Source organism: Pseudomonas sp. LAM2023, assembly GCF_016620375.1.
Lineage (GTDB): Bacteria > Pseudomonadota > Gammaproteobacteria > Pseudomonadales > Pseudomonadaceae > Aquipseudomonas > Aquipseudomonas anuradhapurensis.
Genome location: NZ_JAENHV010000036.1, coordinates 935,553 through 960,906, shown reverse-complemented (window position 1 = coordinate 960,906; position 25,354 = coordinate 935,553). Strand labels below are relative to the sequence as shown.

Below are 25,354 nucleotides of genomic sequence, written 5' to 3'. Positions count from 1 at the left end.
GCGAACCTGACACACCGCTCGCCTGACTGCTCAAAGGCTTTTCACCACTCCAGGGCACACCTGCGCGGGTGCTGCCGCAATACCGTTGCGCAGTGGTTGGCCAAAGGCGTCGAGGCTGACCTCGAAGGTATCGCCCGGGCGCGCCTGGATGCCGTCGGCGAACGACAGCGTGGCGGTGCCGAAGTAATGCACGTGGATATCGCCAGGGCGCAGGAACTGGGCGTACTTGAAGTGGTGGAACTCAAGGTTCTCGAAGCTGTGGCACATGTTCTGCTCGCCCGACAGGAACGGCTTGCGCCACAGCTCCTGGCCGTCGCGCAGGATGCGGCTGGTACCTTCCAGGTGGGCCGGCAGCGCGCCCAGGCGCAGCTCGGGGCCGAAGCTGCAGGCGCGCAACTTGGAATGGGCCAGGTACAGGTAGTTGCGCCGCTCCATCACATGGTCGGAAAACTCGTTGCCCAGCGCATAACCGAGGCGATACGGGGTGCCGTCGGCAGCGATCAGGTACAGCCCGACCAGCTCCGGCTCCTCACCAGCATCCTCGGCAAACGCCGGCAGCGGCAGGTCGGCGCCTGGGCGCACGACGATACCGCCGTCGCCCTTGTAGAACCACTCCGGCTGCGCGCCCTCCTCGCCTGCCGGCGGCCGCCCGCCGTCCAGGCCCCACTGGAACATGCGCATGCTGTCGGTCACGGTGCCTTCGGCCTGCTGCTGGTGCATCTTGTCGCGGGTGGCGGCGCTGCCCAGGTGGGTCAGCCCGGTGCCGGTGACCAGGCAGTGCGCCGGGTCGGGATGGTCCAGCGGTGGCAATACCCGGCCTTCAGCCAGCAGGGCCAGGTAGTCGTGGCGCTCGCCCAGGCCGGCAGCCTGCACTTCGGCGGCCAGGTCACGGCCGGCAGCAATGGCTTGCAAGGCCAGCTCACGGGTGCTGCCGGCGCCACGTACTTCCAGGGCGTACTCGCCTTCCACCACGCCCACCCGGCGTGCGCCGGTGGCGGTTTCGAATTGAATCAATCGCATGCTTGTGCTCGCTTTTCGGTTGCGAAAATTAGCGGGGGGCCGGGGCTACCCGCGTGGAAGCCAGGCGCTGGCGGCGTTCGAGGCGGTTGTAGACCACCCCGGTCAGCAGCAGGCCGAACAGCATCACCACGGCCAGGAAATACAGTCCCGACGACAGTTGCCCGGTGTGCTCCTTGAGCGCGCCGATGCCGAACGGGCCGAGGTAGCCGCCAAGGTTGCCGATGGAGTTGATCAGCGCGATGCCGGCAGCGGCACTGGCACCGGAGAAGAACCGCCCCGGCAAGGTCCAGAAGATGGCCGTGCAGGAGAACAGCGCGAAGGCCACCAGGCACAGCGCCGCCAGCTGCAGGCCGGGCACGCTCAGCCAGGCACTGAGGAACAGGCCGAGCGCCCCCAGGGCATACAGCAGGCCGAGGTGGCCGTAGCGGTCATTCAGGCGGTCGGAACTGCGCGGCACGATCAGCAGGCCGATGATGCCGAACAGGTACGGCACCGCCGAAACGAAGCCGGTGACCAGGTCGCTGCCACCAAACTGGTGGATCAGCGTCGGCAGCCACAGGCCCAGGCCGTAGATGCTCAGGGTGACCGGCAGGTAGAACAGCGCCAGCAACAGCACCCGCCCGTCCTTCAACGCATGCAGGGGGTTGCCGTGGCGGGTCTGGCCGAACTCGCGCAGGTCGTTGGCCAGCTGTTCCTGCAGCCAGCTGCGTTGCTCGTCGCTGAGCCAGCGCACCTTGGCCGGGCCGTCCGGCAGCAGGCGCAGGGTTGGCCAGGCCAGCAGCACCGCCGGGGTGCCGATGCAGATGAACAGCCATTGCCAGCCATGCAGGCCGAAGCTGCCATCGAGCCCCAGCAGCGCGCCGGAAAGCGGCCCGGTAATCAGCATCGCCAGCGGCTGGGAAAGGATGAAGAAGCCGAGGATCTTGCCGCGATGGCGTACCGGGTACCACTGGGTGATGTAGTACAGCACCCCCGGGAAGAAGCCCGCCTCGGCCGCCCCCAGCAGAAAGCGCATCAGGTAGAAGCCGTTGGGCCCGCTGACGAACGCCATGCCGACGGTGATCGCGCCCCAGGTGACCAGGATGCGGGCGAACCAGCGGCGCGCGCCGAAGCGGTCGAGCAACAGGTTGCTGGGCACCTCGAACAGGAAATAACCGATGAAGAACAGCCCGGCGCCCAGGCCATAGGCCGCGTCACCCAGGCCGATGTCGGCGCCCATGTGCAGCTTGGCAAAGCCCACCGCAGAACGGTCGACATAGGCCACCAGGTACAGCAGGACCAGAAAAGGGATGAGTTTCAGTGTGATCAGGCGGACGAGCCGCTGCTCCTGAATCATGGCGATGTCTCCGATTGTTCTTGTAATGGGCAGAGCACCTGGTCGGGCTTTTTGGCAGGCCATCGACCGGAAAATCGATCTTATAGTATTACTATTTAAAACGACAAGCCTTCACATAGCGCATTTTTGTCGATACAGTCAGTCGCACAACGACAAATAGTAATACTAATTAGGTATCCCTCATGTCTGATCACAAACGCCCGCTGCGCTCCGCCCAATGGTTCGGTACCGCTGACAAGAACGGTTTCATGTACCGCAGCTGGATGAAGAACCAGGGCATCCCGGACCACGAATTCCAAGGCAAGCCGATCATCGGCATCTGCAACACCTGGTCGGAGCTGACCCCGTGCAACGCGCACTTCCGCAAGATTGCCGAGCACGTCAAGAAAGGCGTGCTGGAAGCGGGCGGCTTCCCGGTGGAGTTCCCGGTGTTTTCCAGCGGCGAATCCAACCTGCGCCCCACCGCCATGCTCACCCGCAACCTGGCCAGCATGGATGTGGAAGAAGCGATCCGCGGCAACCCGGTGGATGCCGTGGTGCTGCTGACCGGCTGTGACAAGACCACCCCGGCGCTGCTGATGGGTGCGGCGAGCTGCGACGTGCCGGCGATCGTGGTCACCGGCGGGCCGATGCTCAACGGCAAGCACAAAGGCAAGGACATTGGCGCCGGCACCATCGTCTGGCAGATGCACGAGGCCTACAAAGCCGGGCAGATCGACCTCAACGAATTCCTCTCGGCCGAAGCCGGCATGTCGCGCTCGGCGGGTACCTGCAACACCATGGGCACCGCCTCGACCATGGCCTGCATGGCCGAGGCGCTGGGCACCTCGCTGCCGCACAACGCCGCCATCCCCGCCGTGGATGCACGCCGCTACGTGCTCGCCCACCTGTCGGGCATGCGCATTGTCGACATGGTGCGCGAAGACCTGCGCCTGTCGAAGCTGCTCACCCGCGAAGCGTTCGAAAACGCCATCCGTGTCAACGCCGCCATCGGTGGCTCGACCAACGCAGTGATCCACCTCAAGGCCATCGCCGGGCGCATCGGCGTGGACCTGCAACTGGAAGACTGGACCCGCATCGGCCGCGGCACGCCGACCCTGGTCGACCTGCAGCCTTCGGGGCGCTTCCTGATGGAAGAGTTCTACTACGCCGGTGGCCTGCCCGCGGTCATCCGCCGCCTGGGCGAACACGGCCTGCTGCCCAACCCCGGCGCGCTGACCGCCAACGGCAAGAGCCTGTGGGACAACTGCCAGGCTGCGCCGCTGTATGACGAAGAAGTCATCCGCCCGATCGACAAGCCGCTGGTGGCCGACGGCGGCATCTGCATCCTGCGCGGCAACCTGGCGCCCAAGGGTGCCGTGCTCAAGCCGTCGGCGGCCACCCCGGCGCTGATGCAGCACCGCGGCCGGGCGGTGGTGTTCGAGAACTTCGAGGACTACAAGGCCCGCATCAACGACCCCGAGCTGGAGGTGGACGCCAATTCGGTGCTGGTGATGAAGCACTGCGGGCCGAAGGGCTACCCGGGCATGGCCGAGGTCGGCAACATGGGCCTGCCGGCCAAGCTGCTGGCCCAGGGCGTGACCGACATGGTGCGCATTTCCGACGCGCGCATGAGCGGCACCGCCTATGGCACCGTGGTGCTGCACGTGGCGCCGGAGGCTGCGGCGGGTGGGCCACTGGCGGCCGTGCGTGAAGGTGACTGGATCGAACTGGACTGCAAGGAAGGCCGCCTGCACCTGGACATTTCCGACCAGGAACTGGCCGGCCGCCTGGCCGACCTGCAAGCCCCGCCGCAGCTGATCAGCGGTGGCTATGCCAGGCTGTACCTGGACCACGTGATGCAGGCCGACGAAGGTTGCGACTTCGACTTCCTGGTCGGTTGCCGCGGCGCGGCGGTGCCCAAGCACTCGCACTAATGCCTGAAGCCTGTCGGTTAGCGTCATTGGAGCTGCTGCGCAGCCCATCGCGCCGGATTCTTCGCGGGTAAACCCGCCCACAGGTACCGCGCCAGCTTCGAGGTGACGCTAAACCTGTGGGAGCGGCTTCAGCCGCGAACACCGGCAAAGCCGGTGCCATCCTCCGCGTCGCCTGCTTCGCGGGCACGCCCGCCCCACAGGCACTGCGCTGGCTTCGAGTTAACGCTACACCTGGGGGAGCGGCTTCAGCCGCGAACACCCGCAAAGCCGGTGCCATCCTCCGCGCCGCCTGCTTCGCGGGCATGCCCGCTCCCACAGGTACTGCGCTGGTTTCGAGGTAACGCTAAACCTGTGGGAGCGGCTTCAGCCGCGAACACCGGCGCAGCCGGTGCCATGCACCGCGTTGACGCGCTAATGCTATGATGCTGCCCCCGCCCGAAGGATCGCCCCCGCCGCACATGAACTACCGCCAGCCCACCACGCGCAAGAGCATGCACGCCACCCTGGTCCAGGACCTTGGCGTACAGATCGTATCCGGCCAACTCGCACCCGGGCAGAAGCTGCCCTCCGAGGCCAGCCTGTGCGAAACCTACGCGATCAGCCGGCCGGTATTCCGCGAGGCCATGCGCGCCCTCACCGCCAAGGGCCTGATCGAAGCCCGCCCGCGTACAGGCACCCTGGTCCGCCCCCGGCATGACTGGCACATGCTCGACCCCGATGTGCTGCACTGGCTGATGCAGGCCACGCCGCAGCAGGAATTCTTCAACATGCTGTCCAGCGTGCGCTGGGTCATCGAGCCCGCCGCCGCCGCGCTGGCCGCCACCAACGCCAGCGCCGAGGACGTCGCGTCGATCGCCGAGGCCTACCAGCGCATGGAAGCCGCACGCAACCATGAAGAGCGCCTGCAACCCGACCTGGACTTCCACGCCCGCATCGCCGACGCCACCCACAACGACCTGCTGGCCTACCTGTGCAACATGCTGTCGATGGCGCTGCGCGAGTCGGTGCGCTATTCCAACCAGCGGGCGAATTTCGACGAACTCGCCCTGCCCCGGCACAAGGCAATCCTCACCGCCATCCAGAACGGCGACGCGCTGGGCGCGCGGCATGCTTCACTGGTGCAACTGGAGGATGCCCGCGTGGCGCTGGCCAAGGTGCTGGGCCAGGACCCGGCTAGCTGAGGCGACGCTGAAGGGAGCGTAGACGTTTAGCCAGGGTCCACTTGGGTCAGCCAACGCCGTTAGCACCGACCTCCTCCATGAAATCCGCAAGATAGGCTTCCAGCCGCGCGTGGCGTTCGGCAGCCAGGCGCCCCCCTTCGGCGGTCTTGAAGCCCGATGCCAGCTTGAGCAGCTTGGTATGAAAGTGCTCGATGGCGTAGGCCGTATCCTGATACCCCCGCCCCTGCGCAGCGGGATTCTCGAAATCGTACAGCGCCGAGCCCATCCGCCCGGAAACATAGAAACAGCGGGCAATACCCACCGCACCGATGGCGTCCAGGCGATCACTGTCCTGCAGAATTCGGGCTTCGAGGCTCGCTGGCTCGAAACCTGCGGAATAGCTGTGCGTTTTGATCGCATGGGCCACCTGCTCGACACGCGGCAACGGCCAGCCAAGCGCGGTGAGGATGGCGGTGGCCTTTTCGGCCGACAAGCTCGACGCCTGCTTACGCAAAGGTGAGTTCTTTTCGACTGGCACACAGTCATGCAATACCGTCGCGGCCAGCAGTACTTCCAGGTCGCCGCCCTCTGCCCGCCGGATCCGCTGCGCGTTTACCCATACGCGATGGATGTGCGCGAGGTCGTGGGAGCCATCGTGGTGGTCTGGTGGGAGATGTTTCAGCAGTTGAGCGGCGAGGTGTTGGAAAGGGGCGAAAGCTTCGCTGGTCATTGCTGGTGCGTTCCATTTCGGTTGAATGCGCTGCAGCACGCGCTACAAGCTGTGAAGGATAACGTGCGAAAAATCAGAAATAGGCACTTCCCTGTAGGCCGTTTCCCAAAGATACTCCCTGCGCCTGTTTTTCGTTGCACATGGTCAACGTGGATTCTAGTCTCGGCTGGTCGCTGCCAATTCAGCGACCGGTTTTGACAGGCCGTCGATTGTTGTCCGTGTACATACGCTTATGGCGGCTGTGCGTGCGGGCACCTTCGTGTGCGCCGAGTGCCAACAATCTCGGTCTGTCAACCCGCGTACAGCTGCCACCCTCCCGTTTGACAGCGAGATGGAATCGCAGCTCAACCATTGTTGGAGCGAAAGCATGCGAAAGATAGTCCCTGACCCACCACATTTCCCTTCCCTTGAAGACACTCTGATCCAAGCCACGGATTACGCGTTGTGCGCGTCGACCGTCACGCATCAGGCAATGCTACTGCATCCCAAGTCACCGGCATCAATCCTCATGATGGCGTCTATGCATGAGCTGGAGACGCTGCGAGCCCTGCTTGAGCAAGCGCTGATCCAGGTGCAAATGCCTTCTGAACCACGGACCTTGCACTAAGGCTTCACTGATATGTCGCCCGGGCTGCCTTATCGCCGGCGATAGGGTCAGCGCAGGCACTAGAGATTTTCGGGGAGATTGAACAATGCCTACAGAAGAACCCAAATGCACCGTCGGCAAGACCACCTTCTACCAAGGTGAAAACCAGACCCATCCCCTCTTCCGCATCGAAGCCGGCATCCCTTGCCAGAGCGCCCGCGAACAAGCCTCGGAATTGATGGGCTACGCACGGGACCTGACCTTGGACGGCTTGATGGAAGACAAGCCTCAGCTGATATGGGCTTCGCACTACCTGTGCGCGTTAGCCAAGGCGCTGATGGATGATGCCGAGTTGGGCATGATGCGCTGAACATCACTCACCGAATTGCCTTCAAGATCTCGAGCGAAGCACAGACTTGAAGGCAATTCGCACGCCCTGCCACATGATTAATCAGCGATGCTGCTGATCAGAACACCGACCATCCGATCCGCGAACTCAACAGCTCAAGCGCCGCCATCCCAGCCAGAGAGTTGCCCGCAGCGTTCAGCTCAGGTGACCACACGCACACAGTGAATTGCCCCGGCACGATCGCCACGATGCCACCGCCCACACCACTCTTGCCCGGCAGCCCCACACGGTAGGCGAAATTGCCCGCCTCGTCATACAGCCCGCTGGTGGCCATGATCGAGTTCACCTGCTGGGTCTGGCGCGGGGTGAGGATCTGCGAGCCGCTGTGCTTGCAGAAACCATCGTTGGCCAGGAAACAGAACGCCCGGGCCAGGTCGAGGCAGTTCATCTGCAGCGCGCAGTAGCTGAAATAGCTGCGCAACACCGTTTCGACCTCGTTATGGAAGTTGCCGAACGACTGCATCAGGTACGCCATGGCCGCGTTGCGCGCGCGGAATTGGTATTCCGAATCAGCAACGCGCGCATCGATCGAGATATGCGGGTTGCCCGACAGCCGCCGCACGAAATCGCGCATCGACAAGGTAGGTGCTGCAAAGCGCGACTGGTTGATATCACAGATCACCAACGCACCCGCGTTGATGAACGGATTGCGCGGGCGCCCGCGTTCGAACTCCAGCTGCACCAGCGAGTTGAACGGCTGGCCCGAGGGCTCATGGCCAAGCCGCTCCCAGATGGCCTCGCCCGAGTGGCCAATCGCCTGGACCAGGCTGAACACCTTGGAAATACTCTGCACCGAAAACGGCACCAGGGCGTCGCCTGCGCAGTGATAACTGCCATCGTTGCCGTAGACGGCGATGCCCAACTGGTTCGCCGGCACGTCGGCCAGCGCAGGGATGTAGTCAGCCACTTTGCCCTTGCCGATCAAGGGACGTACTTCTTCGAGAATCTCGTTCAACAGCGTTTGCATGGAGGGCCCTGTATCAATCCCCAGACGACGGCTTAGGGGTAGTGTTCTTGACGAAGGTTAAGCGGGAGAAATCACACATTCGACAAGAAATGGCCGAGACTACCATGCCGGGCAGCGACCACGGGGCCAGCAGGATCAGGCAGGCCTGTGCCTCTGCGTGACACTGGGCAAGTCATCGGCAGATACAATGCAAACGGCTCGATGCAGGTCGCACCTAGCGGGCGGTTTTGTGGCGAACGTAAAGCGCACTCGCGCCCCCGGAAAGCGGCCGCGCCTGCAGCTCGAACGCATGTGGATGCCCCTTGATCAAATCGCTCAGCTTCTTGAAACCATGGGTGCGCGGATCGAACTCCGGTCGGAGCTTTGTTATGTTTGCGCCCAGCATTCCCAGGCTCGCCCAGCCCTCCTCGTCGGCAAGGTCGTCCAGAATCTTGTTGATGAAGCCAACCGGGACTTTTGGCTTTTTACGAGCAACTGCGTCTTTGTTCGGCTTGTCGGGGCCGGAAGTGGCATCAACGTCACCTGCCACCTGCTCGCTGGCAGGAGGCAACACCTCCTCCCGTAACAGCTCGGTGTAGACAAACTTGTCGCAGGCGGCCACGAATGGCTTCGGCGTCTTCTCTTCACCAAACCCATAAACGGTCAGGCCTTCCTCACGCAGGCGTGAAGCTAGCCGAGTGAAGTCGCTGTCGCTAGAAACCAGGCAGAAGCCATCGAAACGTCGGGTGTAGAGCAGGTCCATTGCATCGATGATCAACGCGCTGTCGGTTGCGTTCTTGCCTTTTGTGTAGGCGAATTGCTGGATGGGTTGGATGGAGTAATCGAGCAGAACCTTTTTCCAGCCACCCAGTTGCGGGCCGGTCCAGTCTCCATAGATGCGCTTGACGCTGGCCACGCCGTATTTGGCAATTTCTTCGAACAAACCTTCAACGATGGCGGCTGGGGCGTTGTCGGCGTCGATCAGTACAGCGAGGTGTTTCTGTAAGTGGTTCGCGCTGTGAGTGGCCATGATCCATCCTTGAAAAGAATCAACCATATCGTCAACGGTTCCAGAAATCTCCCCTTTTCAATATCCAATCGGATCGGCTTGCGAGGGCTTCTGAGCCTGTATTACCCGATGCGGTCACTGGTAATCCATCCGGCCGCTGAACAGTGAGGAAAAATCGGCGGAAGAACAGCCACAGACCAAGCGCAATCTTGAACTGTTAAAGGGTTTGGGCTCACGCGCTTCAGCCTGCACCGCTGGCTCCAATCTCATCTATGAAATCCGCAAGAAACACTTCAAGCCGAGCATGACGTTCAGCAGCCTGCCAAGCCCCTTCAGCAGCTTCAAAGCCTGACGCAAGCTTGAGCAGCTTGGTATGAAAGTGTTTGACCGTATACGCCTTGTCCTGATACTCCCTCCCCCACGCAGTGGGGTTCTCGAAATCGTACAGCGCCGACCCCATTCGCCCGGAAACGTAAAAACACCGGGCGATACCCGCCGCACCTATGGCGTCCAGGCGGTCACTATCCTGAAGAATCCTGGCCTCAAGGGTGAGCGGCTCGAAGCCAGCCGAGTAGCTGTGGGTTTTGACTGCATGTGCCACCTGCTCGATGCGCTGCAAGGGCCAGCCCATATCAACCAGTATTGACGCCGCCCTTTGTGCGGACAGCGTTGACGCCTGGCTCCCACGACCTGTCCCGCATCCATCGCGTGTGGGTCAAACCGTAGCTCGCGCCACCTGAGCCTGATCTGGCGTTCGCAGGAAGAGGGCCTGATGTGCATGACGATCACGCTACTACCAGATCGCTCGCTCATAGGCCCCCTTCTCATCTGTGGGCCATTCAGAAGGGCTATTCGGTTTATTGTCTATGAGGTCGTGCAGCGATGATGTACCGCATTGCTAGTAACAGCAGTGAGATAGGTATCACTCTCAAATCAGCTTGCAAATGACATCCAGGTCGTCATAAACGAATTGCGCGCTCGCCCTACAGTAGATCTCATAGTGGTCGACTAATCGTGCACCATTCTGCGGATGACTTAAGTAGGCGTTAACTAACTCTCCCGGCTGATGCAAGCGCGGCTTGCTCAAGACATACCTCTCAGTGAGTTCCTGATCCTTGCGGAACTGTACGCGTCCGTCGCGCAAGATGTTCCGAAGCAGGTTCCATTCGTAGAAGAAGATGCCATCCAGCTCATAGAAATTGAGAAACGGTATGTTATGCAACAAAATAAAATGGCTGTTATGCGTATGTGCATTGACCAAGCCGTGGCTACTGAGCTTTTGCCTAATGCTGTCATCGGTGAGATTGTCTCTCAGCATTGCCAGTTGTTTTACGAAGCCCTTGCGGAACTCAGGCTCGGAAAAAAGCCGGCATTGCTCGGAGAGATAAGTAGGAAGATTGGATAGTCGATACTTTACTTGGATAAAGTAATAAATATCTTCCTCTACGTCCTGCAGAACCAGGTCTATATCGTACCCCTTGACTTTCGATCTGTTGCCCGGCTTGAATTCACCATAGACCTTGAACCGCGGGTCGTTGAGATTCTTGATGTAGTTAACAATATAATCCGCCTCAAAACCGATACCGAGCACCCCTCTGAAATCCTGCCCCTTACCACCTTGTAAAGCTTTCCCTAGTAACTGCCCTACAAATTTCCTCAATCCATATTTAAAGCTCAACGCACCCCGCACGTATGTATTGCCTTTGTATTCGATAAAGCTGCTGGCTGAATTTAGCGTCGGCGCTTGTCCCGAGAGAGCGGAGTTGATCATGCTGATAGTCGCCGGGCTTACGCAGCTTTGCAGCTGAGCTGCTGGAGTAATGCGCTCACCTAGCATTACCCGCAGCTCGAGATACGTAGCGAAGTAGACAATCTCGCGCAAGTACTGATACTGGGGGTGCAGAATTATATTCGCTGATAGATAGTTTGTGTGTATGGACAGACACTTGTCGAGGACATGGGCGATCAGCGGCTCGCGTGCTGAAGGCGGCAAATGCCCTAGCCTCTGTAGTACCAGTGCCATGTCGAGCAAAGTGCGCATGTCACTAATTTTAGAGTTAGCTTCGCAGGTCTCTGCTAACCAATGCCCTTTGAGGCGACGCTGGAGCGTAGCGGTAGGCACGATCGACAGCGTTTTCCCCTCCAGCCTGGCGCTCATTAGTCCGTGTGCCATGAGGAAGTAAACCTCGCTCAGGTAGTAACCAAGCCAAAGGTTGGCGTTACTCAAAATGGCCAAGTTATGCTCAGCGCGAAGCTGCAGGTTCTCGGCAATCCTGTTGCAGGTGTACTCGAGTTTGGCCCAGGTGTTGGCCTGAATGAATGCGTTGAGCATTGCAAGCCGCTCACTCGAATCGGCCTCATTCTTAACCAGCATGATACCAATTCTGAAGTACTTGCTCAGTTGGTCAGTGAAGCGACTCATAGTTTTTTCATTGAGCGAAACGGTGTCTTCAAAGAGGTGCTGGGGCAGCGTTCTCTTCGCCTTCGCAAGGCCCGCACTCAGCTTCTCTAAGACAAGCCACTGAACCTGTTCGGAACTAATGAAGCGACGAAGGGCTGGCACCTTGTAGAGCGTCCGGGTAAGCCAATTGGGACGCTTTCGTTCAATATCCAAGGCTTCGAGCGTTGCCAGGGGATCATGCAAAAAGGCGAGAAGCTGCGGGTCGACATCCTCATAAATCATCTTTGTGCCTTGACTAATCCGTTGTGATGTTGGTTGGGGCGACGCTCGCGATTCAGCAGAAAATCATGGGCGATAATCAAGGCATCCAACGCTTCCACCCCCGATATTGCGTTTCTTACCGTATTCATGGCGAAAGTCCTACGCCAGATCGTCAGAGTGTACTTTGCGCCGGCTAGAGGCTGTCTACAGAGGCTCGTTGACCCACCGCCCGCGCAACATTCCTTTTAACTCTTCAATGCTCAGTGTCTTATCACGCTTGCGATGGACTACCGCATGACAGTTGGCGCACAACGTTACGAGATCTGTCTCAGGACTCACGGCCTGCTCACCACCAAATGTCGAGATCGGTACGACATGGTGAACGTGGATGAAGCCCTTCGCGTGTTCCCCATAAGCCTGTTCAAAATCAAAACCGCATGCCTTGCAGTCAAGCCCGTGGAAAGCGATAGCTTTCATCCTCAGGTCGGTGCTGCGCTCGTAACGTGTTCCAAAGAAGCTTGTCTTGCTGCCTTCACTAAACGACTCAAAGGTGAATGTATCGTCGTCTGCATTCGGCACAACCGTTTGCGCTTGGGAAGACAACAGCTTTGCGTGGCTTAAGATGGCATCGTAATTGACCTGAGAGATGGGTCGAACCGCGTCTCGCCAGTAGTTTTTCACTCGGGTCGCGGGGATGGTCTCCAGGTAAATCCCGTCAATTTTTAATGGAACGGGGTTTTCAAACGGAACGAAATTTTCAATAAACGCGAAGAGATCCCCCTTGTTATTCCTTCTGTCTGCATCAACCTTGCCGATGCGTGCCTTGCCGAAATAGTGCGGATCGTTGCTGAGACGCGCAGAAGCAAAGGACTTGTCTTTGATACGCCCCTTGTAGTAGACCACCTCCATTCCCTGAGCGAGCAAGTTTTTGTAGCGTTTGGGAAAGTGATAGACAGAGCCTGTCTCGTCTTCCCACTGCGATGAATCGTTCTCAACGATGATGACGGGCATTGGATTTTCTCTCGAAAGGCTCCAGAAGCCTACCAAAAAGAGGAATTTTCCTACAATACAATGAGAAGTGCGCTGCAATTCTTTGCATAACGGTAATTCCTCACCGTTGACACTCGGTATACTCAAGCTTTCCATAAACCCCACAGCGCCTATGGGATAGCGATAAAGTTAACTGTTGGCGGACGCGGGTTCAGCTCCCCCCGGCTCCACCAAATGATCAAACAAAGACGTCCACGGACGTCTTTTTTTGTGCCTGCGATCCAGTAAACACGCGGCTTCCAGCGCTTTTACGGTCTTTTGAGAGTTTTGGAGTTCCAGCCATTTGGGTATTCCAGACGGTATTCCATCTCATCCGGTGCTAATCTTTGGAATACCGAATCAGTGCTTGAGGACAATCTCATGCCTGCTCAAAACCTCCGCCTCTCCGATCGACAGCTCAAAGTAGTCAAACCCGCGTCCAAGGATTACGTCCTCACTGACGGTGATGGTTTGCAGCTCCGTGTACGCAGCAACGGCTCGTTGCTGTGGAATTTCAACTACCGCGAGCCGGTGACCAAGAAGCGCATCAACATCGGCTTTGGGACCTATCCCGAACTGTCACTGGCAAATGCACGAAAGATGGCAGTCGATGCGCGCGAGCTGCTCGCTCAGGGCATTGATCCGAAGGTACAGCGCAACACGCTGAATGAAGCCAAGCGTGCAGAAACGGAACACACCTTTGAGAACGTGGCCACCGCCTGGTTCGAGCTCAAGAAAGACTCGGTGACCCCGGCCTATGCCGAGGACATTTGGCGGTCGCTCACGTTGCACGTGTTCCCCGACTTGAGGACGACACCACTGGTGAAAATCACCGCGCCGATGGTAATCGCATTGCTTCGTCCAATCGAAGCGAAAGGCAGCTTGGAGACGGTCAAACGTCTTAGCCAGCGGCTAAACGAGATCATGACCTACGGCGTAAACTCCTGCCTGATCTTCGCTAACCCGCTCAGCGGCATCAGGGCAGTCTTCAAGAAGCCCAAGAAAGAGAACATGGCTGCGCTTCCGCCCGAAGAACTCCCCGAGCTCATGCTGGAGATCGCGAACGCCAGCATCAAACGCACGACCCGTTGCCTGATCGAATGGCAGTTGCACACCATGACTCGCCCCGCCGAGGCAGCGACTACTCGCTGGGCAGACATCGATTTTGAAAGGCGCGTTTGGACTATCCCACCGGAGCGGATGAAGAAGCGCCGCCCGCACAGCATCCCGTTGAGTGATCACGCTGTCGCGCTGTTGGAATCATTGAAGAACCACAGCGGCCATCGCGAACACGTCTTCCCGGCCGACAGAAACCCACGCACCCACGCCAATAGCCAGACTGCCAACATGGCGTTGAAACGTATGGGGTTCCAGGATCGGTTGGTCAGCCACGGCATGCGCTCGATGGCCAGCACCATCTTGAATGAACATGGGTGGGACCCCGAACTCATTGAGGTCGCACTGGCGCATGTCGACAAGGATGAGGGGCGGAGCGCTTACAACCGGGCCGACTACATCGAGCGCCGGCGCCCGATGATGGCGTGGTGGAGTGAGTACATCCAGAAAGCCGCCACCGGCAGCCTGCTCGCCTCAGCGTATGGCCAAGTCAGAGACAAGAACGTGGTGCCGATACGCTAGCGCTATACGGCGCAAGAACGGCAGCAGAAACAACTGAACGTTCAAGATTCGGGGCTAGCAGCCTCGCTTATTCGCTTCTCAGCACGGGTCCTTCCAAACAGGGCTGCAAAGCCGCCCTGTTTGGAAGGACCTCACTTTGAATAGCTAAAAGCGACCACGTTGTCCAGGATTTACCACGGAATTCCACCGGTGGATAACCGCTCTTAAAGTCCAAAGTGACGCTGAATTTTGAAACTTGACCGGGTTTATCTACAGGCGTAGAACTGGCCGTGCAAGCGCTGTCGATGACAGCAACCCAGGTGGCCCGAGCCTTGAAGGTCACGCCGCTCTCGCGGTGGTTCTCCCCCCAAATGGCGATTCGCATCCGGCAGCTCGCCCGGTCACCTCCCCGGTGATGGATGCCAACTACATTTCATGGTCCTCGTGCGCCAGACGACACTTCCTATTGCGCTGTCCTGCAGCAACCTATCCGCTTGGCCGAATCTTGCGCCAACCTGTGCCCGTCTCTTTCTGTGGAAAGAGACGGGCACTTCTAACGCTGCTGCAGCCCTGATCGCACATGGCTTTGCGGCATTCCCTCTCGTGACAATCGGCGTGACAAACGCCGATGTCACCAGCAACCGCCATGTAGATGATGGTGCCGCAGACCAGGGAATGGACTGCACCTGACTGACAGTCAGGCATGCCCCGGTCATCGCATTGCTGCTTGCACACGGCTCAGGATCTTCAGTCGCTGGTCTCGTCAGCCAGCACTGCCTCCACCCGCCCACCGGCAACGGTGTTAAGGAGGCCAGATCATGAGATGCCCTTGCTCCCGGTCGTAAGGAGCCGCCAGTCCCGCGTAGAGGACATTCCCCACAGGTCGCAGGGGCCTTGATCCCTGATAACACTCAGCATTCTTGGCGGGATGACGTGGGGCGACGATCGGAGATCGGAAGATGAGGTGATCGACATGGCATTAGTGGGTAGACGCGATGGTCGTAATTTCGGCTACGGCAGACAATTGAGCTATGCAGGGCCGCAAGCGTTGAAAGACATGTTCGGCGGAGGCCACTACGGCACGGTGAAGGCGCACGGTGACCGGTGGTTGGCATTCGTAAAGTGGTGCCGCTCCGAACAGGGGCCCCGTATCAATGATGCGCGGCAGATTGATCGAAAGGTATTGGCCGACTACGCGGCGTATCTGCGCGACATGGTTAAGCGCGGTGATCTCGCAGTCAGCACCGCGCAAAACCGACTATCCAGCGTGAACAGGACCATGGCAGCGCTTCGCGGTGATCAGCATGTGAAACTGCCAAGTCCGTGCAAGGCGCTGGGTATGCAGCGCAGCGGAGTTCGACACTCGGTGCCACAGGGCCAAGACCGCAACCAGGTTAAGCAGATTGCCGATGTGCTTTGCCGCGATCATCAGCTCCGGGCCGCTGCAATCGTTCTGTTGGCGCGAGCCACCGGCATGCGCTTGCGTGAGGCCATCCTAGCCGACTTGCCACGGCTGAGCCGTGAGGCTAACGACCTAGGCAGGATCAACGTCCAGGATGGTACCAAAGGCGGCCGAGCTGGCGCCTCAGCGCCACGATGGATTGCGGTGGTCCACCATGTTCAAGACGCACTTGGGTTTGCACGGCAGGTGTCGCCTGCGAGTAGCCGCAACCTGATTGCGCCAGACGAAAGCTTTCTGAATGTTCTGCAGGAAATCATTCGCCCAGCGCGGGACGTCCTGCATGCACACAAGCTCAAAGGCTTTCATGAGCTGCGAGCGGCGTACGCATGTGAGCGTTACGAGCAAATCACCCAACATCGCGCGCCTATAAACGGGGGGCAATGCTGCCAGTTAGATCAGCACCTTGACCGCGAGGCTCGAATGCAAATCAGCTATGAGCTGGGGCACGGTCGGATCGACGTCGTCGCTGCGTACATTGGAGGGCGTATGAAAGGCCATTCGACATGGAGCTGTTCTTAGCCGGCGTGCTGAGAGGATCGCAAGCCACTCAACAACGCCATTTTCGGCAGGCGAGAATCATCCAAGCGGAGATTTCTGAGCGCTGGCAACGACAGACGCCTTGGGCTTGGCAGAAAAAGCATATGGCTTGGTTTCTCGATAATCACTTGAAAATGCACAGTGAGGCTACCCGATATCAGTACCTACTCACCGTGAGGCTGATCGCCCGTCGATTAGAAAAGCCATGGATGTTCAACCGCTGAAACCTCCAACCACGTGCTGGGTAGATGTCTAATTTGGAGCCTACGTAAAGCAAAATCGGATGCGAAATCCATCAGACGAAGGAGCCGAAGTAAGCTAGACCGCGACATGGCCAATTGATACTATCGAGCTTCGCGGTGGTGATTATACAGCACCGGCTACTGCACTGAGGAACCTATGGACAGGTTACGATTTGATCTTAACTTTATATTCAGGCTCTTGCTGACCTTCAATGCCACGTCGTTGCTTGTTATCGTTTTTCTTGTCCAGAAAGGTTTTACGCTAGGACATTTCTTTTCTAACACCCCTTGGCTAACCAAAATACCTAACGCTGCCTCCTATCTATTTTACTTATCGATTCCGATCACGCTCACAGGACTAAGCCTTTTACTCAGCTCTTTTTTGGGTAAAGACGAATTCAAAAAAGGACAAACGAGCAGCATTGACCACGCAAATAATAGTTTTTTACCAAGCTACCTTGGATATTTCTTTGTAGCTCTAAGCGTGAATAATTGGGAGACCTTGTTTTTTGTCTACGGGATTTTATTCATCTTCACATTTAGATCCCAAGCACTATATTTCAACCCCCTATTCTTACTTTACGGATATGAATTTTACAACATAACCACAACATCCAAATCCTCCATATTCCTGATCAGCCGCCAGAGATACAAAACCCCCGCAGAGATAGTCATCACAAAAGCGTCTAGAATAAATAACTACACATACATCGAGCGAGACTAAAAATATGGATCACGTTCTGGCAAAGGTTAAGAAAGTACGTAAGAAACCAATCTTTAAATTAATATCAGACCACACGCTATTTTCGCGCATTGAAGTCGATCCCGGGGCATGCATCCCTTACAACCCAGACCACAACCTGGATGAAGAGTGCTGGTTTAAAGTCGAAAATTTTTCACAGCAATCTTACTGTTTAGAGATACTGACAGCCGACATCGACCCGAAAAATTACGACGAACTTCCCAAAGGAAAATTTCCGGACATATCTCACATATGCGCACTTCAAGGAAGTGACTTTTATTTCCAGAAGGTTACTCCGTCATTATTCCTGCGACGCAAGACTTTTGTATTCGGCGAAGTCGCAGAGATTGAAGATGATCGGCTACGACTCGTGATCAACACCCAACCGGACGCTGTATATTTCTCTAAACAAGACGTGTTAATTTTTAAAATCCTGGCGACGATTTCAAGTATTTTCCCGGGGATTGATGAGCTCTATAAAGAAGCAACACAGGAAGAGGTTAAGCAGTTCCTCGACGAACCGTTCATAAGTCTTAGCAATGACTTTGACGCCGATAAAGTATCGAAACCCAATAGAAAAAGAATTGCATTGGCGATGGCCACTCTGGCGGCATTACCAGAGCAAGACAAAGAAGGCATGCTTTCCTACATTGATGGCTATTGCGGCGAAAGCTTGAAATTTGACAAAGATGCGGGAATGTTTGACATCTCCACAGACAACGAACTAAAGATGCTAATTTATGGTATAGAGCAACGATTTTACACAACCCAATTCGGACAAGAAAAGCGCTTAGCAAACTCTGTCCAAGCGCTAGGATAAATGATGCGGAAATTTGCAGGTTTGCCGGCCTACCATTGCTAACCTGCACTGCATTCTAGGATCTGCATAAAATCAGATTCAGTCACTTTCCGCCTAAAAAGCTTTGAGTCTCAGTGGACAAGCTCTTAACCTGCGTTAGCAGGATAGACTTAAAGTTAAATTCAAGTTAGCAGTCACAAAAAGACTAACTAATACGGACTTACAAAGCTGCGAGGCACCTTACCAGCTGATACTGGCAGCATGCCTCTAGCCAATGTGGTAAATTCCGCAGAATGCCACAGGGACATAGCCAGCCATGGACAAGAAATCACTTTCTGAGCGGGACATCTGCAGTAAGTACATCGCACCAGCGGTTCAGCAAGCTGGCTGGGACATGCTAAAACAGGTGCGTGAGGAGGTCAGCTTCACCAAAGGCCGCATTTTGGTCCGGGGCAAGCTTCACAGCCGGGGCGAGGCGCGCCGTGCAGACTTCATCCTGTACCACCAAGCCAACCTCCCCATCGCTGTGATCGAGGCGAAGGATAACAAGTACTCCATTGGCTCCGGCATGCAGCAAGCTCTTGGCTATGCAGAGGCGTTGGATGTGCCGTTCGTGTTCTCCAGCAATGGCGATGGTTTCCTCTTTCATGATCGCAGCGGGACAGGCAGCAAGGTCGAAACTGAGCTCTCCTTGGATCAGTTCCCTAGTCCTGCCGAACTTTGGCACCGCTACTGCCAATGGAAGGGGTTGGACAATGCTGCTCAACACAAGATAGAAGCGCCCTACTACGACGACGGCTCCGGACGTATGCCGCGCTATTACCAAATGAACGCCATCAACCGCACCGTTGAGGCGGTAGCGCGCGGGCAGGACCGCGTTCTGCTGGTAATGGCAACTGGCACCGGAAAAACCTACACCGCCTTTCAAATCATCTGGCGACTGTGGAAATCAAAACAGAAAAAAAGAATCCTGTTCCTTGCCGACCGCAACATCCTGGTCGACCAGACAAAGAACAACGACTTTAAGCCCTTCGGCCAAGCGGTGACCAAAATCGCCAGACGCCAGATAGACACCTCCTACGAGATCTACCTGTCGCTCTATCAGGCGATGACTGGCGCTGAAGAAGAGATGAACGTCTACAAGCAGTTCTCCCGCGACTTCTTCGACTTGATCGTGATCGACGAATGCCACCGTGGCAGCGCCGCCGAGGACTCCGCCTGGCGCGAGATTCTTGACTACTTCTCCAACGCCACCCATGTCGGCCTCACCGCAACACCGAAGGAAACCAAAGAGGTGTCCAGCATCACCTACTTCGGTGAGCCGGTGTACAGCTACACCCTCAAGCAGGGCATCGAGGACGGTTTTCTCGCGCCCTATAAAGTGGTGCGGATCGACTTCGACAAAGACCTGCAAGGCTGGCGTCCACCCAAGGGCATGCTCGACAAGAATGGCGAGCTGATCGAAGACCGCATCTACAACCTCAAGGACATGGATCGCACCCTGGTCATCGAGGCGCGCACCCTACTGGTGGCGCAGAAGGTCACCGAGTTCCTCAAGGCCTCCGACCCGTTCCAGAAAACCATCGTCTTCTGCGACGATATCAATCACGCCGAGCGTATGCGCCAGGCCTTGGTCAACCTCAACCCCGAGCGCGTGACTGAGAACCGCAAGTACGTCATGCGCATCACCGGCGATGATCAGGAAGGCAAGGCCGAGCTGGATAACTTCATCAACCCGGAAGAGCGCTACCCGGTCATCGCCACCACCAGCAAGCTGATGACCACCGGTGTCGATGCGCAGACTTGCAAGCTGATCGTGCTCGACCAGCACATCAAGTCGATGACCGAGTTCAAGCAGATCATCGGCCGTGGCACCCGCATCAATGAAGACTTCGGCAAATACTGGTTCACCATCATGGACTTCAAGAAGGCGACCGATCTGTTTGCCGACCCGGCCTTCGACGGTGACCCGGTGGTGGTCTACGCCCCCGAAGGCAGCGAGCCGCCAGTCCCGCCCGACGATTTACTTGAAGGCGATGGCATCAGCGCAGGCAGCGATGGAGAAGGTGATGATCTGGACTTTACCGGCGAGGAAGACGGCAAGAGGCGCATCAAGTACATCATCGACAGCATCCCGATTTATGTCATCGCCGAGCGTGTGCAGTACTACGGCCAGGATGGCCGACTGATCACCGAATCGCTGCACGACTACACCCGCACCTGCGTACAAAAACAGTTCGCCTCGCTGGACGATTTTCTGCGCCATTGGAGTGATGCCGAGCAGAAAAAGGCCATCATCGACGAAATGGCCACCCAAGGTGTGATGTGGGAAGCCCTGGCCGAAGAAGTGGAAAAGAAACAGGGCAAGCCACTCGATCCGTTTGACTTGATCTGCCACGTCGCCTTCGACCAACCGCCGCTGTCGCGTAAAGAACGCGCCGAACAGGTGAAAAAGCGTAACTACTTCGCCAAGTATTCCGGTGCAGCCCGCCAAGTGCTGGAAGCGCTGCTGGATAAATACGCCGACACCGGCATTGAGCACATCGAGGACATCAAAATCCTCCAGCTCGATCCCTTTAACCAGCTCGGTGCACCCATCGAACTGGTTAAAGCCTTTGGCGGCAAAGCTGGCTACAACAAAGCTATCCATGAACTGGAAGACGCGCTGTACGCCAGTTAATCCGTTCTACCCGTAGGGTGAGCAACGTCGGAGCCTTGTCCACCTAAGCAGCCAACTCCATTACAATCCTCCGCTTTGCCGCACCGACCGAGAATTCGTTATGTCCATCAGCTCCACCATCAAGTCCATCCAGGACATTATGCGCAAAGACGTCGGCGTCGATGGTGACGCCCAGCGCATTGGCCAGCTGGTCTGGCTGCTGTTCCTCAAGATCTTCGATGACCGTGAGCTGGAATGGGAGTTGATGGATGACAACTATAATTCGCCGATCCCCGAGAGCTGCCGCTGGCGTACCTGGGCCGCAGACCCGGAAGGCATGACCGGCGATGCGCTGAAGGACTTTATCGACAACAACCTGTTCCCGCAGCTGCAGAACCTGCACGAATACAGCAACACACCCTCGGCCTTTGTGGTGCGCAGCGTGTTTGAAGACGCCTACAACTACATGAAATCCGGCCAGCTGCTGCGCCAGGTGATCAACAAGATTCAGGAAGGTGTGGACTTCAACAAGGCCCAGGAACGCCACGAGTTTGGCAACCTCTACGAGCAATTGCTGCGCGACCTGCAGAACGCCGGCAACGCGGGCGAGTTCTACACCCCGCGCCCGGTCACCGAATTCATGGTGCGCATGGTCGATCCCAAGCTGGATGAGAAGGTCATGGACCCGGCCTGCGGCACTGGCGGCTTTTTAACCTGCGCCATCGAGCACAAACGCAGCCGCTATGTAAAAACCGCCGAGGACGAACGCATCCTGCAGGGCAGCATCTTCGGCGTTGAGAAAAAGCCGCTGCCGCACCTGCTGGCCACCACCAATATGATCCTGCACGGAATTGAGGTGCCCAGCCAGATCCGCCACGACAACACCCTGAGCAAACCGCTGATCAGCTGGGGCCCGAGCGAGCGCGTGCACTGTATCGTCGCCAACCCGCCTTTCGGCGGCATGGAAGAAGACGGCATCGAAACCAACTTCCCCACGGCCTTCCGCACCCGCGAAACCGCCGACCTGTTTCTGGTGCTGATCATGCAGCTGCTCAAAGACGGTGGCCGCGCCGCCGTGGTGCTGCCCGATGGCTTTCTATTTGGCGAAGGCATTAAGAGCCGCATCAAGGAAAAGCTGCTGAACGAGTGCAACCTGCACACCATCGTTCGCCTGCCCAACGGCGTATTCAACCCCTATACCGGCATCAAGACCAACTTGCTGTTCTTTACTAAAGGCACACCGACCAAGCAGGTGTGGTTCTACGAGCACCAGTACCCAGCAGGCGTAAAGAACTACAACAAAACCCGCCCCATGCGCATCGAAGAATTCGCCGTGGAACAAGACTGGTGGGGGAGCGAGGCCGATGGGTTCGCCACACGAGTGGAAAACGAATTCGCCTGGCAGGTCAGCATCGAAGAGCTGCAAGCCCGCAACTGGAACCTGGACTGCAAAAACCCGCATATCGGCGAACAAATCAGCCACGACCCGGAGGAGTTGTTGCGAGATTACGCCAATCTGCAAGGCGAAATCAGCGACCTACGCGATCAGCTTAAGGCGGCGTTGGCCGAATCCCTGGAGCGCCAGGTATGACGGCGCTGCTCATCGACAACCTGCCGCTGCTGGCCGGTGCGCCCAATGGCATAAAAAAGTTGCGCGAGCTGATTCTGGAACTGGCGGTGCGTGGCAAGTTGGTGCCGCAAGATCCTGGTGATGAGCCGGCCAGTGAATTGCTCAAGCGCATTGCTGAGGAAAAGGCGCGGTTGGTAGCTGAGGGCAAGATCAAGAAGCAGAAGCCGCTGACGGAGGTTGGCGAGGAAGCAGAACCGTTTGAATTGCCAGCAGGATGGAAGTGGAGTTCATTAGCGCAAGTAGCATTTGTTAACCCTCGGAATGCTGCAGCAGACTCACTTGAAGTCTCTTTTGTGCCTATGACTTTTATTGGCACACGCTTCGATGATCAGCATGGGCAAGAACCTCGCCTCTGGGGTGAGGTAAAACAAGGTTTCACGCATTTTGCCGAAGGCGATATTGGTGTCGCGAAGATCACACCATGCTTTGAAAACAGCAAAGCATGCGTCTTTTCCAACCTCATGAATGGCTTGGGCGCGGGCACGACTGAGCTGCATATTGTTCGCCCTGCTAACGAAACCCTTAATCCTAGGTACGTACTGGCCTATCTGAAATCGCCACAGTTCTTGCTTGTTGGCGAAACCAAGATGACGGGGACAGCAGGTCAGAAACGATTGCCGAAAGACTTTGTTGAGACAAATCCGTTTCCATTGCCCCCTCTCGCCGAACAACACCGCATCGTTGCCAAAGTCGATGAGCTGATGGCCCTGTGCGACCGCCTGGATGCCCAGCAGGCAGACGCCAAAAGCGCCCACGCTCAAATGGTAGAAGCGCTGCTAAACATCCTGACCCAGGCCAGCGATGCAGATGAATTCGCCGCCAACTGGCAACGTCTGGCCGAACACTTCCACACCCTGTTCACCACCGAGCCCAGCATCGGCGCCCTTAAGCAAACCCTGCTGCAACTGGCCGTGATGGGCAAACTGGTGCCGCAAGACTCCGCCGATGAATCTGCTGATAAGTTGCTCAAGCGCATTTCGGATCACCGCTCAACGTATCGGGAGAAGAAGCAGAAGTCTTTCGCCGAAACTACCGAGGTAGAAAGGCCCTTTGAGCTGCCGTGTCAGTGGGTGTGGACAACCTTACCGGCCATTGGGGAGCTTGCCCGAGGTAAGTCGAGGCATCGACCTCGAAACGACCCTTCTCTATATGCAGGGGGAAATGTTCCTTTGATTCAAACAGGCGACGTAGCTAGGGCCAACGGTGTAGTCAAGACACACAGCGCTATGTATAACACTAAAGGTGTGGAGCAAAGCCGCTTATGGCCTGCCGGTACTATGTGCATCACCATTGCGGCGAATATCGCTGACAGTGCAATTCTTGGCTTTGACGCATGCTTCCCAGACAGTGTTGTGGGTTTCATTCCGGAACTCCCTGAACTCGATGTACGCTATTTCGAGTTCTTTCTGCGTACTGCAAAGTCGCATCTTGAGGACTTTGCTCCTTCTACCGCTCAGAAAAATATCAACTTAGAGATTCTTGGGCTGCTGTCTGTACCATTGCCGCCAGCTAATGAAGTTCGCCGCATCGTCGCCAAAGTCGATCAATTGATGGCCCTCTGCGATCAACTGAAAGACCGCCTAACCCAGGCCCGCCAAATGAACGAACAATTGGCCAGCACGCTGGTCGAGCAGGCAGTCGCCTAGCGGCTTGCAAGCTGCATGAAATTAAGGACAACCCCATGCCCATCAAAACGCAAATCTGGACGGTCGGTGGCCAACCCAACCAGTTGCATGAGTGCATCCTGCCCAGCGAGCAGTTGTTGGAAGACATGATCGTCAGCGCGCCACGGCTGCTGTCGGAAGAGTGGATGTTGATCGGCCGTCAGGAAAGCACCGGGCTGGGCGGGCGGATCGATCTGCTGGCCATCGCTCCGGATGCCTCCCTGGTGGTGATCGAACTCAAGCGCGACCGCACTCCGCGTGATGTGGTGGCGCAGGCGCTGGACTATGCCTCGTGGGTGGAGAAGCTGGCCGCCGAGGATATTGCCGCCATCTACAAACGTTACAGCCAGAACGCCGACTTGGCGGCGGACTTTCAAGCCTACTTCGGCCTGCCGCTGGATGAAGAGGCTCTCAACCAAAGTCACCAGATCATCATCGTCGCGTCCGGGCTGGACGCCAGCACCGAGCGTATCGTGGCGTACCTCAGCGAGCGGGATATTGCTATCAACGTGCTGTGCTTTCAGGTGTTCAAGCAGGGCGCGCAACAACTGATCAGCCGCTCCTGGCTGCTAGACCCTGTGGAAACCCAGGCCAATGCCAGCAACACTCGCAGCGATGGCCCGAGCGAGCCGTGGAATGGTGAGTTCTATTGCTCTTTCGGCCACAGTTCCACGCGTTCCTGGCTGGATGCGCAAGCCTTTGGTTTTATCTGTGGCGGTGGCGGCACTTGGTACAGCAACAGCCTGAAGATGCTCGCCCCCGGCGACCGGGTGTGGGTCAACATTCCGCAGCAAGGGTACGTTGGTGTCGGCCGTGTGACCGGTCGAGCCACAGCAGCGGCAGACTTCACCGTGCCCTACAACGGCGTTGATACGCCGGTGCTGCAAGCCGCCAAGCGTGGTACCTACCACGCCGAATACAGCAACGACCCAGCGCTGTGCGAGTACTTCGTGCCTGTGGAATGGCTGCAGACCGTGCCGGTTGAACAGGCCATCAAGGAAGTCGGTCTGTTCGGTAACCAAAACACCGTCTGCCGCCCAACCACACCCAAGTGGCGCTGGACGATAGAGCGGTTGAAGGCGCGTTTGCTCAACAAGGCGCTATGATCATTCGACTCATCCGGACAAGCTATCGGCTCTGGCACCTAGCGATCTCAATCACCACCTGTAATCTGCTCAGCCAAACGGATAGCAAGTCAG

General features: G+C 57.4%; 20 protein-coding genes and 1 pseudogene. 12 read left to right on the top strand and 9 right to left on the bottom strand.

Annotated features, from left to right (window positions below; all coding sequences use genetic code 11):
* Positions 1-30 precede the first annotated feature (30 nt).
* Both araD1 and JKP78_RS24085 read right to left on the bottom strand, forming a co-directional pair.
* Entirely contained in the window at positions 31-1,020 is a 990-nt protein-coding gene (gene araD1 / locus JKP78_RS24090; protein WP_200627902.1) for an AraD1 family protein, read from the bottom strand.
* A 28-nt stretch (positions 1,021-1,048) separates the two neighbouring features.
* A complete protein-coding gene (locus JKP78_RS24085) occupies positions 1,049-2,356 on the bottom strand; it encodes an MFS transporter (RefSeq protein WP_200627900.1) in 1,308 nt (435 codons plus the stop codon).
* A 182-nt stretch (positions 2,357-2,538) separates the two neighbouring features.
* Here JKP78_RS24085 and JKP78_RS24080 point away from each other — a divergent pair, with 182 nt between their 5' ends.
* Positions 2,539-4,272, top strand: coding sequence for an IlvD/Edd family dehydratase (locus JKP78_RS24080; RefSeq protein WP_170030391.1), 1,734 nt, complete (start codon positions 2,539-2,541; stop codon positions 4,270-4,272).
* A 458-nt stretch (positions 4,273-4,730) separates the two neighbouring features.
* On the top strand, positions 4,731-5,453 hold the full coding sequence (locus JKP78_RS24075) for a FadR/GntR family transcriptional regulator (RefSeq protein WP_170030392.1): 723 nt from the start codon (positions 4,731-4,733) through the stop codon (positions 5,451-5,453).
* Between the two features lie 46 nt (positions 5,454-5,499).
* On the opposite strand, the gene JKP78_RS24070 is transcribed toward JKP78_RS24075, so the two are convergent.
* Positions 5,500-6,162, bottom strand: coding sequence for an HD domain-containing protein (locus tag JKP78_RS24070; protein WP_200627898.1), 663 nt, complete (start codon positions 6,160-6,162; stop codon positions 5,500-5,502).
* Between the two features lie 367 nt (positions 6,163-6,529).
* Here JKP78_RS24070 and JKP78_RS25200 point away from each other — a divergent pair, with 367 nt between their 5' ends.
* Both JKP78_RS25200 and JKP78_RS24065 read left to right on the top strand, forming a co-directional pair.
* On the top strand, positions 6,530-6,769 hold the full coding sequence (locus JKP78_RS25200; RefSeq protein ID WP_234454699.1) for a hypothetical protein: 240 nt from the start codon (positions 6,530-6,532) through the stop codon (positions 6,767-6,769).
* 85 nt (positions 6,770-6,854) lie between these two features.
* On the top strand, positions 6,855-7,118 hold the full coding sequence (locus JKP78_RS24065; protein WP_200627896.1) for a DUF3077 domain-containing protein: 264 nt from the start codon (positions 6,855-6,857) through the stop codon (positions 7,116-7,118).
* Positions 7,119-7,215: 97 nt separating this feature from the next.
* Here the strand turns inward: JKP78_RS24065 and glsB are convergent, their stop codons facing one another.
* The 6 genes and pseudogenes from glsB to JKP78_RS24040 form a co-directional block, all read right to left on the bottom strand.
* Entirely contained in the window at positions 7,216-8,124 is a 909-nt protein-coding gene (gene glsB, locus JKP78_RS24060) for a glutaminase B (protein WP_186677418.1), read from the bottom strand.
* A gap of 214 nt (positions 8,125-8,338) precedes the next feature.
* A complete protein-coding gene (locus tag JKP78_RS24055) occupies positions 8,339-9,133 on the bottom strand; it encodes an NYN domain-containing protein (RefSeq protein WP_200627894.1) in 795 nt (264 codons plus the stop codon).
* A gap of 220 nt (positions 9,134-9,353) precedes the next feature.
* Positions 9,354-9,791, bottom strand: a pseudogene (locus tag JKP78_RS24050) (HD domain-containing protein); the annotation flags it as partial.
* Positions 9,792-10,040: 249 nt separating this feature from the next.
* On the bottom strand, positions 10,041-11,795 hold the full coding sequence (locus JKP78_RS24045; protein WP_200627892.1) for a hypothetical protein: 1,755 nt from the start codon (positions 11,793-11,795) through the stop codon (positions 10,041-10,043).
* Positions 11,792-11,923 carry a hypothetical protein gene (locus JKP78_RS25255; RefSeq protein WP_267912399.1) on the bottom strand — a complete coding sequence of 44 codons (132 nt, stop codon included), beginning with the start codon at positions 11,921-11,923 and terminating at the stop codon, positions 11,792-11,794. The genes JKP78_RS24045 and JKP78_RS25255 overlap by 4 nt, the downstream gene beginning before the upstream one ends.
* Before the next feature lie 55 nt (positions 11,924-11,978).
* Positions 11,979-12,785: an HNH endonuclease gene (locus tag JKP78_RS24040; RefSeq protein ID WP_200627890.1), complete on the bottom strand. Its 807-nt coding sequence runs from the start codon at positions 12,783-12,785 to the stop codon at positions 11,979-11,981.
* Between the two features lie 399 nt (positions 12,786-13,184).
* Here JKP78_RS24040 and JKP78_RS24035 point away from each other — a divergent pair, with 399 nt between their 5' ends.
* The 8 genes from JKP78_RS24035 (at position 13,185) to JKP78_RS24000 (ending at position 25,261) form a co-directional block, all read left to right on the top strand.
* Complete coding sequence (locus JKP78_RS24035; RefSeq protein WP_200627888.1) at positions 13,185-14,441, top strand: integrase domain-containing protein; 1,257 nt, start codon at positions 13,185-13,187, stop codon at positions 14,439-14,441.
* Between the two features lie 952 nt (positions 14,442-15,393).
* Positions 15,394-16,401: an integrase domain-containing protein gene (locus JKP78_RS24030; protein ID WP_200627886.1), complete on the top strand. Its 1,008-nt coding sequence runs from the start codon at positions 15,394-15,396 to the stop codon at positions 16,399-16,401.
* Positions 16,386-16,643 carry a hypothetical protein gene (locus JKP78_RS24025; protein ID WP_200627884.1) on the top strand — a complete coding sequence of 86 codons (258 nt, stop codon included), beginning with the start codon at positions 16,386-16,388 and terminating at the stop codon, positions 16,641-16,643. The genes JKP78_RS24030 and JKP78_RS24025 overlap by 16 nt, the downstream gene beginning before the upstream one ends.
* A 746-nt stretch (positions 16,644-17,389) precedes the next feature.
* Positions 17,390-18,223 (top strand): ATP F0F1 synthase synthase, encoded by an 834-nt coding sequence (locus tag JKP78_RS24020; protein WP_200627882.1) that lies wholly within the window; start codon positions 17,390-17,392, stop codon positions 18,221-18,223.
* 295 nt (positions 18,224-18,518) lie between these two features.
* The gene (hsdR, locus tag JKP78_RS24015; RefSeq protein ID WP_200627880.1) at positions 18,519-20,882 is read left to right on the top strand and encodes an EcoAI/FtnUII family type I restriction enzme subunit R; all 2,364 of its coding nucleotides are present in this window, start codon (positions 18,519-18,521) and stop codon (positions 20,880-20,882) included.
* A 100-nt stretch (positions 20,883-20,982) separates the two neighbouring features.
* Entirely contained in the window at positions 20,983-22,452 is a 1,470-nt protein-coding gene (locus tag JKP78_RS24010) for a type I restriction-modification system subunit M (protein WP_200627879.1), read from the top strand.
* Positions 22,449-24,137: a restriction endonuclease subunit S gene (locus JKP78_RS24005; protein ID WP_200627878.1), complete on the top strand. Its 1,689-nt coding sequence runs from the start codon at positions 22,449-22,451 to the stop codon at positions 24,135-24,137. Before JKP78_RS24010 ends, JKP78_RS24005 begins: the two co-directional genes overlap by 4 nt.
* Positions 24,138-24,172: 35 nt before the next feature.
* Entirely contained in the window at positions 24,173-25,261 is a 1,089-nt protein-coding gene (locus tag JKP78_RS24000; RefSeq protein ID WP_200627877.1) for an endonuclease NucS domain-containing protein, read from the top strand.
* The last annotated feature ends 93 nt before the right edge of the window (positions 25,262-25,354 follow it).

Coding starts and splice junctions, on each gene's coding strand:
- JKP78_RS24075 (WP_170030392.1), top strand. CDS start 4,731: ATGAACTACCGCCAGCCCACCACGCGCAAGAGCATGCACGCCACCCTG.
- JKP78_RS24005 (WP_200627878.1), top strand. CDS start 22,449: ATGACGGCGCTGCTCATCGACAACCTGCCGCTGCTGGCCGGTGCGCCC.
- JKP78_RS24065 (WP_200627896.1), top strand. CDS start 6,855: ATGCCTACAGAAGAACCCAAATGCACCGTCGGCAAGACCACCTTCTAC.
- JKP78_RS24020 (WP_200627882.1), top strand. CDS start 17,390: ATGGATCACGTTCTGGCAAAGGTTAAGAAAGTACGTAAGAAACCAATC.
- JKP78_RS24070 (WP_200627898.1), bottom strand. CDS start 6,162: ATGACCAGCGAAGCTTTCGCCCCTTTCCAACACCTCGCCGCTCAACTG.
- JKP78_RS24045 (WP_200627892.1), bottom strand. CDS start 11,795: ATGATTTATGAGGATGTCGACCCGCAGCTTCTCGCCTTTTTGCATGAT.
- hsdR (WP_200627880.1), top strand. CDS start 18,519: ATGGACAAGAAATCACTTTCTGAGCGGGACATCTGCAGTAAGTACATC.
- JKP78_RS24080 (WP_170030391.1), top strand. CDS start 2,539: ATGTCTGATCACAAACGCCCGCTGCGCTCCGCCCAATGGTTCGGTACC.
- araD1 (WP_200627902.1), bottom strand. CDS start 1,020: ATGCGATTGATTCAATTCGAAACCGCCACCGGCGCACGCCGGGTGGGC.
- glsB (WP_186677418.1), bottom strand. CDS start 8,124: ATGCAAACGCTGTTGAACGAGATTCTCGAAGAAGTACGTCCCTTGATC.
- JKP78_RS24010 (WP_200627879.1), top strand. CDS start 20,983: ATGTCCATCAGCTCCACCATCAAGTCCATCCAGGACATTATGCGCAAA.
- JKP78_RS24055 (WP_200627894.1), bottom strand. CDS start 9,133: ATGGCCACTCACAGCGCGAACCACTTACAGAAACACCTCGCTGTACTG.
- JKP78_RS24000 (WP_200627877.1), top strand. CDS start 24,173: ATGCCCATCAAAACGCAAATCTGGACGGTCGGTGGCCAACCCAACCAG.
- JKP78_RS24030 (WP_200627886.1), top strand. CDS start 15,394: ATGGCATTAGTGGGTAGACGCGATGGTCGTAATTTCGGCTACGGCAGA.
- JKP78_RS24040 (WP_200627890.1), bottom strand. CDS start 12,785: ATGCCCGTCATCATCGTTGAGAACGATTCATCGCAGTGGGAAGACGAG.
- JKP78_RS24035 (WP_200627888.1), top strand. CDS start 13,185: ATGCCTGCTCAAAACCTCCGCCTCTCCGATCGACAGCTCAAAGTAGTC.
- JKP78_RS25255 (WP_267912399.1), bottom strand. CDS start 11,923: ATGAATACGGTAAGAAACGCAATATCGGGGGTGGAAGCGTTGGATGCC.
- JKP78_RS24025 (WP_200627884.1), top strand. CDS start 16,386: ATGGAGCTGTTCTTAGCCGGCGTGCTGAGAGGATCGCAAGCCACTCAA.
- JKP78_RS25200 (WP_234454699.1), top strand. CDS start 6,530: ATGCGAAAGATAGTCCCTGACCCACCACATTTCCCTTCCCTTGAAGAC.
- JKP78_RS24085 (WP_200627900.1), bottom strand. CDS start 2,356: ATGATTCAGGAGCAGCGGCTCGTCCGCCTGATCACACTGAAACTCATC.